The 21104-nt window shown below is 41.5% G+C and carries 9 protein-coding genes; 3 read left to right on the top strand and 6 right to left on the bottom strand.

The window, feature by feature from the left end; all coding sequences use genetic code 11:
- Positions 1-27 precede the first annotated feature (27 nt).
- Both BLR53_RS12170 and BLR53_RS12165 read left to right on the top strand, forming a co-directional pair.
- Complete coding sequence (locus BLR53_RS12170) at positions 28-3264, top strand: SusC/RagA family TonB-linked outer membrane protein (RefSeq protein WP_083332069.1); 3237 nt, start codon at positions 28-30, stop codon at positions 3262-3264.
- A 27-nt stretch (positions 3265-3291) separates the two neighbouring features.
- Entirely contained in the window at positions 3292-4974 is a 1683-nt protein-coding gene (locus BLR53_RS12165) for a RagB/SusD family nutrient uptake outer membrane protein (protein WP_074590012.1), read from the top strand.
- Positions 4975-5032: 58 nt separating this feature from the next.
- Here the strand turns inward: BLR53_RS12165 and BLR53_RS20185 are convergent, their stop codons facing one another.
- The 6 genes from BLR53_RS20185 to BLR53_RS12140 all read right to left on the bottom strand — a co-directional run bounded on the left by BLR53_RS20185 (position 5033) and on the right by BLR53_RS12140 (position 14142).
- The gene (locus tag BLR53_RS20185) at positions 5033-6415 is read right to left on the bottom strand and encodes a BamA/TamA family outer membrane protein (RefSeq protein WP_244889505.1); all 1383 of its coding nucleotides are present in this window, start codon (positions 6413-6415) and stop codon (positions 5033-5035) included.
- 70 nt (positions 6416-6485) lie between these two features.
- Positions 6486-7616: a hypothetical protein gene (locus tag BLR53_RS20180; RefSeq protein WP_244889504.1), complete on the bottom strand. Its 1131-nt coding sequence runs from the start codon at positions 7614-7616 to the stop codon at positions 6486-6488.
- 19 nt (positions 7617-7635) lie between these two features.
- Entirely contained in the window at positions 7636-10026 is a 2391-nt protein-coding gene (locus BLR53_RS12155; RefSeq protein WP_244889502.1) for a GAF domain-containing protein, read from the bottom strand.
- Complete coding sequence (locus tag BLR53_RS12150) at positions 10026-10892, bottom strand: SdiA-regulated domain-containing protein (protein WP_074590010.1); 867 nt, start codon at positions 10890-10892, stop codon at positions 10026-10028. The genes BLR53_RS12155 and BLR53_RS12150 overlap by 1 nt, the downstream gene beginning before the upstream one ends.
- 15 nt (positions 10893-10907) lie before the next feature.
- Entirely contained in the window at positions 10908-12932 is a 2025-nt protein-coding gene (ppk1, locus tag BLR53_RS12145) for a polyphosphate kinase 1 (RefSeq protein ID WP_074590008.1), read from the bottom strand.
- A 1-nt stretch (position 12933) separates the two neighbouring features.
- The gene (locus tag BLR53_RS12140) at positions 12934-14142 is read right to left on the bottom strand and encodes a Pycsar system effector family protein (RefSeq protein WP_074590006.1); all 1209 of its coding nucleotides are present in this window, start codon (positions 14140-14142) and stop codon (positions 12934-12936) included.
- Positions 14143-14588: 446 nt separating this feature from the next.
- Here BLR53_RS12140 and BLR53_RS12135 point away from each other — a divergent pair, with 446 nt between their 5' ends.
- Positions 14589-21104, top strand: a complete 6516-nt coding sequence (locus BLR53_RS12135) for a type I polyketide synthase (protein WP_074590004.1) — start codon at positions 14589-14591, stop codon at positions 21102-21104.

Raw genomic sequence — 21104 nt, 5'->3', positions numbered from 1 at the left:
TAATCAACCAAATATAACCAACAGCTTATGAACAAACTTACGGATTTCAAATCCTGGAGGCACCCCGGTGCATTAGTAAAAAAGGTCTTTTTGAAGGCCAGATACACAGGCATTTTTATTTTTGCTTTTTCTTTTCAGACCGGTGCAACGACCTTCGCTCAAAAAGTAACCATCTCCGGTAATCATTATGAACTAAAGGACATTTTAAAAGAACTTCGCAGACAGACCGGATTCTATTTCATCTATTCCAATGAAATAATCCGTAATGCAAAACCAGTCAACGTAAATCTCAGGAATGAGGATCTGGACAAAGCCTTAATCCAAATTTTTGATCAGCAACAACTTAGTTATTCTGTAAAGGGTAAAACTTTGATTGTAACTGAAAAAATTCAGCGTAAAGTGTCGCCTGCAGTGTTCGCTATAGATTTGAAGGGAAAAGTGACAGACAAAAAAGGTGGACCACTGCCGGGTGCAACTATCCGTGTAAAAGGTGACAATAAGGCCGTCATAACCAATAGTGACGGGGAATTCCAGTTGAAAGATATAAGCAATGATGCGGTGTTAATTATTTCCTACACCGGCTTCGTCAGCCAGGAAGTATCAGTCCTGGGAAAGAAGGAAATTCAGATCAGCCTGGTAGAAGATATGGCCAGGCTGGACGAAGTAGTCGTCGTGGGATATGGCTCACTGGACCGTAAAGAACTAACCAGTGCAGTATCCACACTCAGACAAAAGGATTTGATTTCCGGTGCTGTATCTCCACTGCTCGCGATACAGGGAAAAGTGCCTGGGTTAAATATCGAATCTACCAATGGTACAGATCCGAATGCTGGTTTATCACTCCAGTTAAGGGGGGTAAATTCAGTAAATGCTTCTCAAGGCCCACTTGTGGTAATTGACGGTGTTCCTGGCGGAGACATCAACTCGGTCGTAAAAGAAGACATCGAATCCATAAATATTTTGAGAGATGCGTCTGCAGCAGCTATTTACGGAACAAGAGCTTCGGGCGGAGTAATATTAATTACCACTAAAAAACCTCAGGCCGGTGAAACGAATGTAACTTTTACTAGTGAATTGTTTACAGAGACTGTCAGAAGACGTCCTGAAATGCTATCCGGTGACGAATTTGTAGCCAATGGTCTAGGTGATGACCTGGGACATCGCACAGACTGGTATAAAGAGGTAACCAACAAAAATCCAATCAGCCAGCGTTATGTCTTGAGTATGAGTGGCGGAACAGAAAATGCCAATTTGTATGCGACGGTATTCAAGCGAAATGCGAAGGGTATTGCAATCGGTTCCAAACGGGAAGAAATTGGTGGAAGGATTAATAGCAACTTCAAATTTTTCAATGGAATTGCAGAACTGGCAACAAACATCAGCTATACGCAGGTAGATGCAGACTTTACTAATAATGATATCTTCAATATGGCTTTGGTTCTAAATCCCACCGAAACGCCCTATAACTCCAATGATATTACCGGATACAATGTGCTCGTTGGCGGTTATGATTATTGGAATCCAGTTGCAGAGGTAGCCCTTCGCTCTGATCATAAACAGTACAAGTATCTTTTAGCTAATTCGACTTTAAAAGTCAATCTGACCAAAGATCTGTTTGCCACTGCGACAGTAGGTATCAAAAGTAATAATCAGCATGACACTTTTTATCGCTCAGCACAGCACCGTGAATCAAGATTGAATGGAATTGATGGTTACGGGAAACAGGAATTTCAACGCTGGGATGACAGGATATTTGAGTCCACGATGAATTATAACAAAAAGTTTGACAATCATAGTATTAATGCGGTTGCAGGATATAGTTATCAGGACTTCAATGGTCAGGGCTTCAATGCAAATAATTCAAATTTTCCTGTTGACGGCATCCGGGAAAATGATTTGGGAACGGGCACTTTTCTAGTTGATGGCCGCGCAGGAATGGGATCTTACAAAAATCCATGGATCAAACTCGCAGCATTCTTCGGTCGTGTCAATTATTCTTTCAAAGATCGCTATATCGTTACAGCAACCATGAGGCGCGAGGGATCCTCCAAATTTGCGCCAGGAAATAAATGGGGCACCTTTCCTGGCCTGTCTTTAGGCTGGCGTCTGTCTGAAGAATCTTTTATCAAAAAACTGAATGTGTTTGATGATCTCAAAATCCGTGCTGGATATGGCGAAACCGGAAATGAGGGCTTTAATGCTAATGTAGCGACAAGGATGTACAGTGCAGATACGTGGTATCTGGCAAATGGAACCTGGATACGGACATACGGCGTTATGCATAATCAGAATAAAAACATTCGCTGGGAAGTAAAAAAAGAATATAATATAGGTATGGATTTCTCTTTATTTAACAGAAAGCTATCCGGTCGATTTGATTATTACAAACGTGTTATCGACGATTTGATTTATGATATAAGTGTCTCTCAACCTCCTGCGATTCATGACAAAACCACTATTAATATCGGTAGTATGCAGAATGAGGGTTTCGAATTTGAACTAAATTATAACGCTGTTAAAACTACCGACTGGAACTATACAACTACACTGGTTGCCGCTCACAACAAGAGCCGTTTAAATTCCCTATGGGGAAATCAGACTTTCGCAGACAGAAAAGGATTCCCAGCTCCAGGTTCTCCCGGCAATGCTGTTCGTTTATACCCTGGCCAGGATCTGGGTCAGTTTTTCATCTGGCAGTTCGCCGGATTTACACCCGAGGGACAATGGATGCTGAATGACCGCAATAACGAGGCCTTTGATGTATCGAAGCGGAATAAAACTATAGCAGACAAACGATTCATTGGTAACGGTATACCCAAACTGCAGTTATCATGGAACCATAGTATATCCTATAAGAATTGGGATGCGGGAGTTTATATGAGAAGCTGGTTAAATTACGATGTCTTCAATATGATTAATATGTATTACAGCTTACCTAATGTAAAAGGTCAAAACGTATTAAAAGAAGCTTATACGGCGCATAAAGATATTAAAGGTGAAAAGGAATTAAGCGACTACTGGCTGGAAAAGGGTGATTTTCTGAAAATTGATGCTGTCAGCCTCGGATACACCTTTAGTAAATCTGTGATCAAACCTTTAAAAAACCTAAGATTATATGCGACCGGGCGCGACCTGTTTGTATTCACAAATTACAGTGGACTGGATCCGCAAGTGAATATAAACGGCCTGGATCCTGGGTTTGAAGAGCGTAATGCTTACCCTAAAACCAGAACATTCATGTTTGGTTTACAAGCCAATTTTTAATCCCTAAGACCTTTAGTATCAGAAATTATGAAAAAAACTTTTATATGGACATTAGCACTTACCGGCATTTTAGCAGGAAGCTGTACAAAACTAGAACCTGAATTTTATAGCCAGGTGACACCTGAAAACTTCTTTCAGAGTGAAAAAGACATCTTAGCAGCTTTAAACCGACCATTCACCCATGCCAACTGGTATTTAGGAGAGGACCGTTGGAGTTTGCAGGAATATACTGCAGATAATTTTGCAATCACAACAAAAGGACGTCACTGGTATAACGGGGGTGAAAATGAGAGATTTCATTACCACAAGTGGACACCTGATGAGGGTTGGATTTGGGGGACCTGGCGAGGTACATTAATGGGTGTTGCGCTCGCTTTAGATACCAGAAGTGATCTGGAAAAGTTAGATTATTCCCGATTTGCCCTTACACCGGCAGATAAGGATGCTCATATTAATCAGCTTAACACACTAATGGCCTATTTTTATCTGCGCGGCCTGGATTATTTTGGAGGAATGCCCATCTTTAATTCTCTAGATCAGGAATCACTGCCCAGAAATACAGATGAGGAAGTCTTTAAGCATATTGAAAGCATCCTCAAAGAGGCCATGACCAAATTAAAGAAGAAGAACGGTGGCGAAACGGAAGAGGGAGTGTTAAAACAGGCAGCGGCAGCATCGATGTTAGCACAGTTATATTTTAATGCTGAAGCATATATCGGCAAACCAATGTATCAGGAGTGCCTGGAGGTTTCAAAGGCTATAATCAATAATGAATATGGTTTTTACGCATTGGATGACAACTGGAGCGGCCCTCATAGTTTCACCAATGACAGGTCCCCTGAAGTTATATGGTCCAGTCCTTCTCAGTTTAATCGTCTGCAATACAATTGGTTTTACAGTAGATTTTATCATTATAACTCAAGGCAGTACTTTAATACAGATATGGGGGCTGATAACGGTACTCACCTTACGCCTTCTAGAAAACCTGATGGCAGCCTTTACAAAAACGTTTTCAGCTTAGGATCTCCTTTCGAAACTTTTGATGACGGCGATTTAAGAAAAAAACCTTACCGCTTTCTGGGAAACGGTCGCTATGAGGGTATGTTTATTACAGGTGCGCACCTCAGCCCTTCTGGAGAAGTAATTAAGGGAGGCGAGGAATATAAAGACCAGCCACTTGTATTTAGGGATCAGGTTGCCCGGTTTTCTGAGGTGGGTCCGGGGAAAAAATATGCTACTGTAGCTGATCTGCCTTCCCGTATGTCAGATGGCGAGGAAAACACTGGTGTAAGGCCAGTGAAGGTTCCTATACCGCCACTTTCTGAAAACACATTGCGCTGGGGGGCAGATAATCCTATAATACGTTTAACAGAAATTTATTATATGCTGGCAGAATGCAAATGGCGAACAGGCGATAAAAACGGCGCCGCAGAACTTATTAATATGGTGAGGAAAAGGAACTTTGCAAATCAAGAAGATCCCAATCCAGCCACTGCTGCAAATTTGGATGCTCAACGCTTTTTAGATGAATGGAGTATTGAATTTTTGGCAGAAGGAAGAAGAAGAACCGATCTGATCCGCTGGAAAATGTTTACAACGGGTGCCTGGTGGGATCATCAGCCTTCGGGTTCAGCTCATTTAAATCGCTTTCCTGTCCCTACGGAAGCTATCTCAGGGAACAATAACTTGGCACAAAACCCTGGGTATTAATCAAGTAAAATACGATCTATTAATTCATAAAGGGTGTGCTTAACCGCACACCTTTTATCTAAAAGTTAAAACCTACTGAAATATACGGCATTGTACTCTCTTTCGAGAAGCCTACTGCTGCCTGAATAAGGATCATCTCTGCAGGTACTACATAAAGCCCACCCCCATATCCATAGTGCCACTGATCAGAGGACTCACCGCCATACCATACTCTGCCTATGTCGTTAAAGGCTAGCAATCCGACCGAACCCGGAACTATATAAGAGGTGAAATTGAACAGTTTAACTCTTAGATCCAGGTTCTCATATACCATAGTTTTACCACTGAATCTTCCGGTATGAAACCCTCGCAGGTTATGCACGCCACCCAGCTGCATCAACTGAAAATACTGTGGATCTCCGAAGGTAGTTCCCCCACCTAGACGATTTGCTATAACCACACCTCCTTTTCCTGGATTTGCATAATATCTGAACTCTGTCTGTATTTTACCCATGCGGTCATTGCCGTTATTGAGTTCCTGCATACCAGAAATACGGGTATTCCAATACATTCCTTTGGTTGGTACTGCAACCTGATCTCTGGAGTCATACCGTACTTCTGCCAATAAACCTGCAAAAGCCCTGTCAGAAAAGACATTCATTTCAGGATGCTGCTGATTAAATTCGTTGAGGAACCTATTATCGTTAGCACTTTCACTGCTGGTATAGTAAGAGAAAGCCGGTCCGCCACCGATAGTCCATTTACTGATCTGCTGATAAAACTGAAAGTCTGACTGAAAATAATCATAGCGGTTCCGGTAATAGGACATTCCTTTGGGCTCATCTTTGATAAATGCTGTTTCATTACCTAAACCAAAGAAATTACTCAGATTATTCGGACCCAGCAGATTTGCATTAATTTTAAAACTGGTATTACCTATAATTTTCTTGAAGTCTCCGGCATAACTCAGGATAAATGATTTTCGTCCGGTGGAGTAATCGATCCAGAACTCCTGCTTCTGCGCATATGGGGTTCTTCTGAAACCTTGTTTTTCCAGTAATAGCCCAACACCGGGCTGTATTCCCTGGTCTATATTATAATTCAGATGTACGAGCGGACCGAAACGGTCAAACTCATAGCTATTTTTGTTATAGGAGTTAACAGCTGTATCTTTGGCTAATCTTAATTTGGCCAGACTCGATGATGGGATATTATTAGTCTCATCGGATCGGTCATAGATATATGTTTTACCCCTGTTTTTTGCTTTAGGATCAATCTCGAAACTATCCTGATCATCTCCGCCAATCATACGTACGACAATTGGCGAAGATTCAGTACCAGTGAGCCTGAATTGATCTTCACCCGCCATACCATATACTCTTATCTCCTTGGTAATACCGGGTTCAAATGTGCGCTGGTAAAGTTTTCTTCCCGCATCGCCATTTTTCTTAATATTATGCATGGTCAATTTAACCTCGCCACCTGCTTTCTTTTCCAGCTCGATCAGTTCTTTTTTGTCTGTAGCAGGAATATCAACGGTACGGGAGAGGTAGCCGATAATAATCCAGTGCGCTCTTATCCAGATTCTTAGTTCTGGCTATAGCAATCCTTAAGGTTTCATCTCCATTGATATTGTAGATATTTTCCGGCATCCTGCGGAATGCCTTTTCAAGTAGTTCCGGGGTAATTATATCCTGAACTTCTTTAACTGCTTTTCTCCAATCTTTCTCATCCAGCCCATTTAGAAAGTACCGGTCAAAATGCCGCTGGTAAATATTCCATTGGTCTACGGCCCTGATCTCCGGCTCGTAAGGCTGAATATTTGCTTTCAGCCACTGATGCGATAAAATCCAGGGCAAAAGTCCTGAAGTCTTGTAGAATACTTTGTCCCTGTCCCTGGGTACTGGAATATAAGTCTTGATATCTTTTTTCTCGTCGTCTTCCCTTATCCATCGCCAGTTATCGTCGTGTTTATCGTAATCACCGAGAATGAAATCCAGCAAACGTGATCTTAGCACAAGCTTCTGATCCAGATAGGTATCGTTGTCTTCCTGTAATTTTCTATATACTTTTAAAGTATTATCACTTTTTCTCAGACCTTCAGGAGAACGTTCTTCCAAAAGGTACACAGCATTTGAAAATTCCTTTTGATAGATTCCCAGACCTGGGTCGTCCCCTACGTAGACAAGTTCTGGATTTGCATGGGGAATATTCAGCGCATCTGCCAATGGAGGAACCACCAAAGCCGAAAAAGGATGGGTAGTGGCAATCTGATCCTGGACAATGTCCTTAACGATCGTCGCTTTCAGGTTATCAGGCAATTTTCTCTCGGGATATTTCTGTACTGTACGTAATGCCCACTCTTTGCCAGAGGCATCTGCGAGGCGCAATGACCTGGTTTCCATTCCTCCGCCAAGCTGAAGAATTTTCATTCCCCCCCGTTCTGTCTGCATATCCATCACCCGCACCTTGACCGGCTCTGCCCATAACTTCCTGTAGCCTTCTCCAAAAAAGAAACGATGGGCACTGGAAACTGTGTCATAACCGGAAGCAATGGGCATTGTAACCGAATCTCTTACTGCCGTCGTTTGTGCCAGCACATTTACGGAAAGACTGAGTATAACGCCGGTAAGAACAGCGGATATGCTGGTTTTAAGTATCATGAGAGATATGGTAATGTTTTTATAAAGGATTTTGACTAATGCTTACTCTAAGTGCTTTTAGTCCTTCAACGCCTTGTAATTCTTCAACTTCTAAATATTCTATTTCGCCCGAAAGCAGCTCTTCTGTCTGTAATCTACGGATATGCTTCAGATATTCATGGGCTTCAGACTGATTAAAATATACGATAGCTATTTTTCCGGGCTGGGTTAATCTTTCTGTTGTGCCTTTAATATTCGCTTTATCAATTCTTTTTTTCACCATCTGATAGCGGATATTATAGCTGCCCTCAACATCGAAGCGTTGTTCATCCAGCCGGAAACTTATATCCAGCTGTTTTCCATATACAAATATTAATTGTGTTGTTTCTAGCGGAAGTGGCAGATGACTGTGTAAATTAGCAGTAATATGTGCTATCTCAGCGATTACCCGCAATTGCTGATACCGGAAAACTGAAACCATAAAATCTGGAAAAGGCGTACCAGGTGCAATTGACTGTCCCAAATAGATATCAAATTCCACTCCATCAGTTCTGAATTTCTCGAAATAGCAGGGGTATAAATCTTGTATCGTCTGGTTAAATTCATCGAGCTGCCTTGAGACTGCATGATTAATCATCTGCATACTCAGTTCATATCGATCGCGGTTTATAAAAACCTTTCCACCGCTCTTACTGTCAGCCAAATATCTGTCAATAACGGTCTTCGTTTCGGGGTGCTGCTCTTTCAGTACTTCCAAATGAACAGGAAGCTGTCTGCGCAGGTAGTCATCAGTTTTCATGACTTCCATATCCGACAGTTCACTAAAATGTTGTTCATCCCATACACTCAGTTTTTTACCCAGCACTTCAGTTAATGATCCGCAAAGCACGGGCTGCAGTTGCGCTAAGGTTGACTCCAGTAAGCGGAAATGATCAAAGAGATCTTTTCTTATCATCAGGTTACGCTGGATGCTGGAATTCCTGATATCTACCGCCCCATAAAAAGGATGTACGTCTTTGAAATTAACTGGTTCTATCTGCAACTTTTTCTCCAAACTACCCGATTTGAGGTAATTATAAGCAGCTTCAATAAACCTCCACTGGACTGAAGGCTGAATAGCGGTGAACTGATCGGTAATAATCGCGGAAATCTCATTGTTGAAATCCATGATAATATTCTGATAAAGTTGCGCTAATAAAGGAAAAGCAAACTCTATTGAAGAAATCGTTTGTGGATTAAATGCCCCAAATGATCTGCTGTACATTTCCAGACAACCTACAATTTTGCCGTTATAATATAATGGGTATAATGCAAAGGATTTAATACCATTATCGAGCAATAACCTCAACATTGGTATTTCCGCACAGACCTCTTCATTGATCTCCGGATAAATAATCCGTTTAGGCTGCTGCAGAAATTTTTCGATCAGGTTATCATATTCCGCAGCAAGCATCCTCGATTCCTTTGCAAGTTTGATCAGGACGCTATGAAATCCGTCGTGATCAAATAAAAGGGATTTTTGATTTAGTTTTAGAAAAGGAAGTAAACTAAACTCAAGCTGGTTATTGCAGACTAATGCCTTTAAGGCCATATGAATTGCCGGAAAATCCCAACCGGATTTACATTGATTGTGAGATATAATTGTACTCTTAACGGATTCGAGTGCATATTCAGCCGTGGCATCGGTTAGAGTTACGATTGACATCCCTTCAATTGTAAACATTTCGGGGGGTAATACGTCCTTCAGAATCTTCAGATAATCTTCTTCACCATCTAAAAACTTCTTCACAACATCGAGTGATAGCTCCGGTAAGGCTTGCTGTGCGCGGATCTTTAAAAACCTGCTGTCTACGTCCAACCGGTAATATTTCAGCAAATTAGTTTCCAGATCAAGAACAGAATGAACTATATGCTGCTCCAGATTTAATGAAAACTGGTAAAATTCCTGCAGAATAAGATTATAGAAATTGCCAAGCATACTTCTTTCCATCTCACCGGTCGATGGTAAACTTAGGTTTTGGTTGATATGGTGTTTCTTTTTATCTAACAGAACACTGTAAAAAGCATCGCTGCCGTAATAAAAACAAGGGCAAACAGGTTTACTGATTGCCCATAACTGTTGTCCTTCCCGCTGAAGCAGAGGAGATACAAGGGTATGGATTAAATCAAAAAGTTTAGCGTAACGTGCTGTATTTTCTTCTTCAATATTATTTTCGAGCTCCGGAAAGGCAGCAAATTCCTGCAAAACATAAGCATATATATTTTTCCTGGCCGATGTATCTTCATTGGACTTCGCAGTCAGAAAATCGACGAATGGTTTCATCGAAAATTTGATGTCTGCCCCCAATTCACTATTTTCACTGCCACAGATATATTTACTGAGGTCTAATTTTATGGACTGCATCTTATCGTTATTTAGATTCTCTGCCATCAGGATTTACGTTTAAACTTCAGAATGTTTCCGGAGCTGAGTTCATCTCCTTCATTTGATATATACAGGTTCCTTTCTTTGTCAAAAGCTATCCCTTCTGGCTGGTTAAAAGTAGAAGAATTTAATCTGTGTGTACTTTTAATTTTCCAGTCCGGACTTGCAATAACCAGCAACTTGTTAACAGAAGAAAGAATATACCACTCTCCGGTGTGTTCATCTCTGGCCAAAGCTGATGTTTTCAGACCGGTTTTTAAAATCTGTCCTGAGCTGATCAGCGCCGACAAATCCATATTAATTTCTCCTGAAGGGATCAATTCCTGTTTAGCCTGATCAAAAGTAAAGATGGAACCAGATAACTCACCATGTTTCTTGTCTTCTTTACAATTTTTACAAATCAGAAATACCTGGCCTGTCTGCTGCGAAGCATAAATACTTTCATATTCGCCTTTAGGAAGTATCTTTTTAAAGATTTTAGGACTTTGCACCTTTTGTGTGGTTGCTTGTGAAAAAGGAAAAGCAGTAATCTCTCCATTACTGTTTAGAACCAGTACTGTTTCTTTCAGGATAGCCAGATCTTCATAGTCGCCTTTTTTACCGAATGTAGTGTGCAGTTGCTTCTTTTTCCCCCAAGCCTGACGAAATAAACGACCGTCTTCATCCTGTATTGAATAAATGGTATCATTTTTATCCTTATAAAATGCTATTCCTGAAATCTCCAGTAAATTATCTGGCATTATAAATTTTTCGGGATTCTTAAAATCGTACCCGGCAGGACTGGTAAAGTCAGGACGGGAAGATTTACAGGCGAAAAAAATCAGCACTAAAAAGACCGGAAGTAAATAAATTTTGTTTGATAAATATCTCATTTTCTTAGTTTAATGTTAGGTGCTGCCGGTCTTTAAAAACTGGTAAATTTCTTCCTGTGAATGATGCTGTCCGTTTCCATCCACCCGAATTTGTTCCATTCGGGCATTGAGCCGGACCGCCTGAACATTATCTTTTAACTGTAAATTGAGTAAAGTGATTAGTTCCGCTTTTAAATCCGGGTCTTCAACAGGAAAACAAACCTCTATTCTGCTATAAATATTCCTGTTCATCCAATCTGATGATCCCATAAATAATTCTTGCCTGCCTGCATCTTGAAAAAGAAATAACCGGCCATGTTCCAGATACCTTCCAACAATCCTGGTTACAGTGATGTTTTCGCTTTGCCCTTTTATTCCTGGAATCAAACAGCAAATACTACGTATTATCAGCTGAATTTTCACCCCGGCCTGTGAAGCTTCATATAATTTAGAAATCAGGACGCGCTCTTCAAGATTGTTCATTTTAATAATAAGAGATGCTTCCCTCCCTGCTTGAGCATAAGCTATTTCTCTATCTATCAATGTAATAAAACCGGGTAAAAGATTAAAACCTGCGACCAGCAACTTATTAAAAGTGATCTGATCTTCCAGCGCGGGTCTTTTTTTCTTCTTTCTCAGATAACCAAAAAGCTGCTGCAATTCTATAAGCATCGGTTGTCTGGCTGTCATGAGCACATGATCTGTATAAAACTTAGCCGTAGATTCGTTCAGATTACCGGTAGCTAGTAATCCAAGATATTGTTGCCCTCCATTTATACGCCTTCTAACCAACGCGACTTTAGCATGAACCTTCAGGGCAGCATTACTATATAAGATACGCACGCCGGCTGCTTTCATTTCAGTAGCCCATTTCAAATTGTTAGCCTCATCAAATCTAGCCTTCAATTCGACCATCACGGTAACTTTTTTTCCATTCTGCGCTGCTGTAATCAATGCTGTCACAATTCTGGATTGCGCAGCAACCCGGTACAGGGTTACGTAAATTTCTTCTGTAAAAGAATCATGTGCGGCTTCATTGAAAAAGCGTAGAATAGGATCATACTGCTGATACGGAACATTAACCAACTGGTCTTTTTGATTAATCAAGTCAAAAAGTGTTTCAGACGGTCTGAGAAAAACTGCCCTGACCGGGCTCAATTTCGGATAAGAAAACATCTCCTGTTTTACGGGAATAGAATCCAGATCCCGGAGGTGGTGATAGAAACCGCCCTGAATGATTGCAGCTCTACTTAATTTCAGCATGGATGCCATGGTATAAATATACCTCAAAGGAATTTCAGGTTGAATGAGAAAGCGTGTTGCCGGTCCTAAATCCCGCTGTTTGAGCAAATGTTCAAACTGAACGATATTTTCTTCATCTGTACCTTCATCAAGGTGTAACTCTGCATCGCGGGTAATTTTCACCTGATATATACCGGTAATTTTCTGATCCGGGAATAAGTAAGCGCTATGTGTACAAATAATATCTTCCAGAAAGACGATAAATTGTTGTGTTTCCGTGTTGAATGAATAAAATCTGGGTAATTGAGACGATGGAATAGCTATAAATTCCATTTGCTCCTTTCCGGCTTTGTTTTCCAAAACTACGGCCTGATATAGTTTGTTATTTTCAGCAAAAAAGGATTGACGGTCTACCTGATACAAACGAAGATAACCAAGAATATTATTAAAAAATACATCTGATACAGCTTGTTTAATTTCTTCAGGAATTTCCTGTTTATAAATTAAAGTGATATGTCTTGCCGCAAGGGCAGGAATAATCTGATTCTGAAGCAACCTGCCAAATCTTTCTTGTTGTACATTAATAACATACTGGGCATTTGTATAAGTATTATGCATCCCCTGCCTGTCATCATTCACATCGACAGACATTAAAACAGGCATCCGGACACGATAAAATTCATCCAGATTGGATGAATAGATCGAAAGAAACCGGATACGCTCCATTAAAGGGATTTCTGTATTCTCCGCTTCCATTAATACCCGCTCATTAAAAGTAAGCCAGCTTAAATCACGATTGAAAAAGGTATAACTATTCATATTAAAGCGTTACGATAGCAATTGCGATCATAAATGCCAGCACTGAGGCAATTATTCCAAACATAAAAACGCTGTAAGCAATACGAAGTAGTTGATATTTTCTACCTAAAACTACTCCTTGTGAATATAAATCCCTTATTAAGCTCCCATATAAGAAATCACGATCTTCCATCATCTGCTCCATACCAGCCTCGTAATCAGGCAAAGGCATGCGGTAAAAATTCCCGAAGAAGAGAAGATTCGCTTTTTTATCCCTGATATCCTGAATACTAAAGGTCCCATGTGGTAATGATGGCCTAGTTGCCAGAATCGAGAAAACCATCGTGACCACACAAATGATCAGTAGAATGAGGGTGGGAATAATCAAATGAGGGTTATCTTCCAGTTTACGCAATAACAAACTGAGTACAACTGATAAAATAATAGAATTGGTAGAGATCATAATGTGGGCCTTATTATCTGCCATATCACTCAACCTCTGCTGATTACCAGCAGTAATTCTGAACATGGTTTCTATCCCTTTATCCGGCCTGCTCTCTTGATTTTTCTTTTTTTGCTTGTGTTTTTCCGGTTCAACCTCCAACTTTTCTTCCACAGGTAAAACTTCCTGTTTTACCGCAGCAAGTCTGGTCTTCAGTTCTTCGAGATTACTTTGTTCTCCCGGGCCCTGTTGCTCTTTAGCATAGGAAGTATGATATTGATGAGCTTCCAGTAATGCAATTGTTTTAACCTTCCAGTCGTCCTTGGAAATCTCCTTACCTAAAAAGGCTTCGGATTCTTTCCGCATCAGCTTATTTCGTTCTCTGAAGTTCTGATCTCCCAGATGAAACAAATCTGCATCGCAAACGATCTGCTCATTGAGATTAGCCGGTTTCTGAGGCATCATTGTAGCCATAATACAGCCCGATACGGCCTGTTGAACATCTTCGGGGACATCCTTTCCTGCCAAAAATTCCCGGGCACGCTCAGCTCCAAGGGCTTCATGCCCGGTCACAGCAGTCAGATATCCCGTATCATGAAACCACGCTGCGGTACTGACAATAAAGAAGTCCTGATCTGACAACCGGTAGAAACCGGCTATACGGGTCGCGGCATCTACCACCTGCGCTGTGTGTTCCAGGTTATGATAGATTAATCGTTTGTCGGTACTGCTCAGAAATAGGCCTGAAACATGTGCCCTCACCTGTTCAAGAAGATCAAGATAATTCATAGTTAAAGATCAAAGTTTAAATCGTCAAATCCCAAATTTTATACCGGGAATAGACTTTCATAAAAAACATAAGCTAAATTACTTATTTGAAGGGCTTTTCCGTACAGTAATATTCCCATACTGCGTAAGATAATTCACAAAAATTAAAATTCATCAGTATGTGATTAAAGGAAACATTTCCTGCTATTAATAATAACGCAGATATTATATCACAATTTCGTTACACTAAGCCCATGTTTGTCTGAATATTATGAGTAATTTGCATTAGCCGAATCAAGATATTAAAGCTTAAATGACAGAATATCAATCAATATTGACAGTAATTGTGTTTTCGTAACTCCAGTTACACCTTTTTGACTTCCTCGTTATATTTAAATATAGTTGAGCATCTGGAAATAAAATATTATCTGCGGCACAGATCATGCAAGGTTATTAGTTTTAGAATCATGGAAAACATACACAAAAATGATCATTCTGCTGCACTGGAACACCAAGGCATCTATAACCTTTTTGAAGAAACTTCCATTAATTTTCCTCAGCACACCGCAATCGTATCCGAAAGTGGGAAAATAACGTATTCAGCGCTCTCGGAAAGCATATCCATTTTAGCTGCAAGTATACTTGAGCAAGCTCCGGACGAGGAGCTTATCGCTTTGAGTACAACGCGTTCCGCGGAGATGATTATTGCCGTATTAGCCATAATCAAATCTGGAAAAGCTTATCTACCATTGGATCCATCCTATCCAGAACAGCGATTAAATGAGATGAAAGAGAGCTCCGGAGTAAAATTCTGTATTTGTCCGGAAAATGAAATATCATTATATAATACATTGAATCTAAGCTGCCTTAAACAGGACAAAGGTTCTGGATCAGCGCTTAATACTCCTGTAAAAGGCACACATGTTTATGTTCTTTATACTTCTGGTTCTACCGGTAAGCCTAAAGGTGTTTATATGACCCAAATTGCGATGGTGAACCTTTTAGAATGGCAAAATATAGAATCACTCGCCGGACCAGAAAGCCGCACCTTACAATTTGCACCGCTGAGTTTTGATGTATCCTTTCAGGAGATCTGGTCTACCTTAACCACCGGAGGAGTTTTATATCTGATTAGTGACGACTTGCGCTTAGATCCTCACAATCTGCTCAATTTCATAGCTGAACATAAGATTGAACGTATTTTTCTTCCTTTTGTCGCACTACAGTTTCTAGCTGAAGCCGCAGTGGGATCCAATGTATTTCCTGCCAGCCTTCGTGAAGTGATAACCGCCGGCGAACAACTAAAAATAACACCTCAGGTTAAAACTTTTTTCGAGCACCTGCCTGAATGTAAATTGTACAACCAGTACGGTCCTACGGAATGTCATGTAGTTACCCAACTCAAACTAGAAGGCAGCCCTGATGTCTGGCCGGCACTACCGAACATTGGAACTCCAATCAACAATACAGAGATCCTGATCCTGGATGAAAATCTGAACCCCCTTGAACCAGGAAATACCGGAGAACTGGCTATTGCCGGGTTAAGCCTGGCCAGTGGTTATTTAAATCAGCCCGATCTTACCGCAGAAAAATTTATCCGTCTTCCCGGAAATGAAAAACTGGTCTATCGTACGGGTGATATAGCCCAGACTTTACCGGATGGCACTATTGAATTTCTTGGAAGAAAGGATGATCAGGTAAAAATTCGTGGATATCGGATCGAGTTGGGCGAAATTGAAGTACGGATGAATCATATTCCAGGAATTAAACAGGCTGTAGTCATTAACCAGGAATTTGCTGATCAACAACGGTTACTGGCCTATATGATCGCAGGCAATACCGAAATTACGACAACACAACTCCGCACAAAACTGGAAGCAGACATGCCGGATTATATGGTTCCCTCTGTATTTACCTGGATGAAGGAGTTTCCAAAAACAACAAGCGGTAAAATTGATAAAAAAAACTTACCATTACCCGAGGGAAAAAGGCCTGATCTTTCCATTCCATTCAGTCCGGCTAAAAGTACGCTTGAAAAACAAATTACATCGATCTGGAGCAACGTACTGGAGATTAACGAGGTTGGTGTAAACGATAATTTTTTTGAACTGGGCGGGAATAGTCTGTTGGCGTTAAAAACGGTTACGCAGCTTAGAAATATCCATGCGATTATCCTCCCGATCACTAAGCTCTACCAATTTCCTACTGTGACTCAAATTGCGGATTTCCTTAGGCCTGAACGGAACACTAAAAAATTTACTTTCCGCAAAACCCGGCCTGCCGAAATTAACGAGGGCATTGCCATAATTGGTATGGCCGGTAAGTTTCCGGGTGCAGATACAATAGAAGAGCTATGGGATATCTTAAAAGCAGGCAAAGAAACAACTTCATTCTTTACACCTGAAGAAATCGATCGTTCAATTCCTGCCGCAATCCGAAACGACGAGAATTATGTACGTGCGCGTGGGGTTATCAGAGATGCGGCTCAATTCGATCCCGTTTTCTTCGGTATTAGTCCAAAGATAGCAGAATTGATGGATCCTCAGCAGCGGATATTTCTAGAAATCAGTCGCGATGTACTCGAAAAAACGGGGCACCTTCCAGCCGTTTACTCAGGAATCACAGGCGTATTTTCCGGTTGTGGCAATAACAGTTATTATTCGCATAATATTGCTGGTCAGACCGAACTCATCAATCAGGTTGGTGAATTTCAGGTCATGACGGCCAATGAAAAAGATTATATATCATCCAGAACCGCCTACCAGCTAAATTTAAAAGGGCCCGCAGTAAGTGTATTTTCAGCCTGCTCGACTTCTTTACTCGCCGTAGCCCAGGCGGTTGATAGTTTGCGCCGTCAGCAATGTGATATTGCCGTGGCAGGTGGTGTCAGCATTACCTCCCCGGCATATAGTGGCCATTTATATCAGGAAGGTGCAATGCTCAGCAAAGATGGCCATTGCCGTTCTTTCGATGCTGATGCTACTGGTACCGTATTCAGCGACGGTGCGGGAGTGGTACTGCTAAAAACATTATCTGCAGCACTGAGAGATGGTGATACTATATACGGCATAATTAAAGGTACCGGCTTAAATAATGATGGTGGCGAAAAGGGCAGTTTTACTGCGCCCAGTACAACCGGACAAGCATCTGCAATTGCGATGGCTATCCAGGATGCTGGTATTAATGCATCCGATATCAGTTATATCGAAACGCATGGTACTGCAACACCCGTTGGTGACCCAATTGAAATCGAAGGTCTCAAACTAGCATTCGGTTCGCAGGAAAAACATAATTATTGCGCAATTGGAAGTATCAAAAGTAATATGGGACACATGACCGCTGCCGCTGGTGTAGCTGGTTTAATTAAAACTACGCTGGCATTGTATCATGGTGAAATCCCACCATCTATAAATTTCAAAACCCCTAATCCGGAACTTCGTCTTCAGGATTCTCCTTTCTATGTCTGTGATCGTTTACAGCCATGGCCGGACAATAAGCGCCGTTTAGCCGGCGTAAGTTCATTTGGCGTCGGCGGAACTAACGTCCATGTACTTCTGGAAGGTTTTCAGCCAGCTACGATTGAGGACGAAACGGCCGTTAACAGTACTCAGCAGGAGCAGCTAATTATTTGGTCTGCAAAGTCTGCAGAAAGTCTGGATGGCTATGGTCTTTCTTTACAAAACTTTCTGAATCAGCATACTGGCACATTATTATCAGATGCCGCTTATACACTTGCGACAACGCGGGAAAACATGAATCATCGCAGATTTATAGTAACTGACGGTACATCTTTTCAGGAGCAATTAGAAAAACATACCAGTCATTTGCTTAAAAGATTACCTGGTGAAGTAGTTTTTATGTTTCCCGGTCAGGGTGCACAATATCCGGGAATGGGAAAAGAACTCTACACCTCGGAGCCTGTCTTCCGGGACGCTGTTGACAGATGTGCCAATCTTTTAAATCAGTGGGTAGATCTGGATATCAGGAAACTATTGTATGAAGACTATCCAGATGCTGCGGAATTGCTTAACCAAACACAATATACCCAGCCTGCCCTGTTTCTGACCTCATATGCTCTTGGCAGTTTATGGATTAGCTGGGGAATTAAGCCTGACATGTTATGTGGTCATAGTATCGGTGAATATGTAGCCGCCCACTTTGCGGGAATAATGAGCTTGGAGGACGCACTGCATTTAATTGCAGTCCGCGGGTTAATGGTTTCGAAACTTCCCGGCGGAAGTATGCTTAGTGTGAGAACCGGTCTGGATCGCATTGTAGGCTTATTGCCCGACGCTCTCTCTGTTGCTGCCGTAAATAGCCCGCAGCTTTGCGTAATAGCAGGTCCCGACCAGGTAATTGAGCAATTTCAAGATCTGCTTGATACCCATGCTATTCTTCATAAAAAATTATTTACCAGCCACGCATTCCATTCTGCCATGATGGACCCAATATTGGTTGACTTTAAAACCCTGGTCAACAGTATCAAACTGGAAAAACCAAGAAAGCCGGTTATTTCTACCGTAACAGGAAAGTATTTAACCGATGCTGAAGCTACTGATCCTGCCTACTGGACAGAACATCTGCGTAAAACCGTCAGGTTTAGCGATGCGCTTCACACGATCTCAGAACTAGACTATCCGGTTCTTCTTGAAGCTGGTCCTGGAAATACCTGCACGACGCTCGCCTGGCAACAGCTCGACAGAAATAGCATTACGGCAATTGCGAGTCTGGAAAAGAAAGAATTATCAGGCGGCAGAAATGCAATTCTCCAGGCCCTGGGTAAAATATGGCTTGCTGGCATCCAGCCGGAATGGAACGAATTTTACCAAAATCAACCGGTAAAGAGAATTGAACTGCCTACCTACAGCTATCATAAAAAACACTATTGGGCGCTCGCCGCAGTCCCTGTATCGACATCTCCTAAAGATAAAATCACCATGCCTAAACAGAACTTCATTGAAAAAATAAAAAATATACTGGAAAATGCTTCTGGTATAGAGATGGAAGGTGTAACTCCAGAAATGAGTTTTATTGAAATTGGTCTGGACTCTCTATTACTAACTCAGGTCGCCATTACTTTAAAGAATGAATTCGCACTGCCAATTACATTCAGGCAATTAAATGAAGAATATGCAACTATTGACTCCCTTGCTGCATATATCAGCAGCCAGTCTCCGGAAGCGCCACAAGCGGTAGTGCCACAGCCTGTATATCAACAAGCTACCCAAAATCCTGTTCGAACCGAGCCTGCAAATACTGCATTGGGTCTTATTGCACAACAGCTTCAGTTATTATCCAGACAGGTAGAATTGCTTACGGGTACGCCACAGCAACCGGCTACGCAACCTGTTTTCATACAGGCAGAACTTGCTCCCACGGTAGAAAAAATGAGTATAAATGCAGACCTATCTCCTGAGGAACTAACGGAACTTAAAAAACCTTTTGGTGCCACTGCCCGTATTGAAAAAAGTGCGGCGGCAATGTCTGAAGAACAAACCGTTTTTCTGAAGGACCTGATTCGCCGGTATAACGAAAAGACTCCTCAAAGTAAAGCTTATAACCAGCAGCACCGTACGCACATGGCCGACCCAAGGGTGGTATCTGGCTTCAAGCCATATACTAAAGAAATTGTTTACTCCATAGTTACCGATAAATCTAAGGGTAGTCATTTATGGGATATAGACGGCAACGAATATATTGACGCACTTAATGGTTTTGGATCAAATCTATTGGGTTACCAGCACCCTGTACTAAAATCAGCAATACTCGAACAGATTGAAAAAGGTTATGAAATAGGTCCGCAACATGCACTGGCAGGCGAAGTATGTTCTTTGATCTGCGAGTTTACCAACTTTGACCGGGCTGCACTTTGTAATACTGGTTCTGAAGCGGTATTGGGTGCTATCAGAATTGCAAGAACTGTAACTGGTCGCTCTTTAATTGTTGCATTTAATGGCTCTTACCACGGCATCAATGATGAAGTTATTGTTCGCGGCACTAAAAAACTAAAAAGCTTTCCTGCAGCACCAGGTATAATGCCGGAATCTGTACAAAATATGCTGATCCTTGATTATGGCACCCCTGAGAGCCTCCGGATTATCAGAGAGCGTGCTCATGAACTTGCGGCAGTATTAGTAGAACCTGTGCAAAGCCGCAGACCGGAATTCCAACCTGTAGATTTTCTGAAAGAAGTACGCGAGATCACCAGAAAGTCAGGTGCTGTCCTGATTTTTGATGAGGTCATTACCGGGTTCCGTGCACATCCTGGCGGTGCTCAGGCCATTTTTGGAATCGATGCCGATCTTGGTACTTATGGTAAGGTTATTGGCGGAGGACTGCCAATTGGTGCAATAGCAGGAAAAAAACAGTTTATGGATGCCCTGGACGGTGGATTCTGGCAATATGGAGATCAGTCTTTCCCGGAAGTTGGGGTTACTTATTTTGCGGGCACTTTTGTCCGTCATCCACTGGCACTTGCCGCAGGAAAAGCAGCCTTGCTCTACATGAAAGCACAGGGCCCGTCTCTTCAGAAAAAACTGAACGAACTAACCACTGGTCTAACCGCGAGTGTTAATACTTATTGTAAACAGAAGAATATCCCCGTATACGCAGCTTCATTCGGTTCGCTCTGGAAGATTAAATTTCACGAAGAATATCCGTATAGCGAATTGATATTTAGCCTAATGAGACTCAAAGGAATTCACATATGGGATGGCTTTCCTTGTTTCCTAACAGAAGCACATACTGCTGTTGAAATTGAAGAAATATTAAATGCTTTTATAGCAAGCGCCGATGAGTTGCTGGCAGTTAAATTGATTCCTGTATACCTCGAACCGAACAATAGTGTTCCAGTGCAGGTGACAGACAAAAGTCAGCCTCCAGTAGCTGGTGCAAGATTAGGAAAGGATGAAAATGGTAATCCTGCCTGGTTTATTGAAAATCCTGAAATTCCTGGAAAATACTTACAAATTGAAACCAAATAA

It is taken from the genome of Pedobacter antarcticus (genome assembly GCF_900103515.1).
Taxonomy (GTDB): Bacteria; Bacteroidota; Bacteroidia; order Sphingobacteriales; family Sphingobacteriaceae; genus Pedobacter; species Pedobacter antarcticus.
Note: the sequence above shows the minus strand (reverse complement) of the source record. Positions and strands in the feature narration are given on the sequence as shown.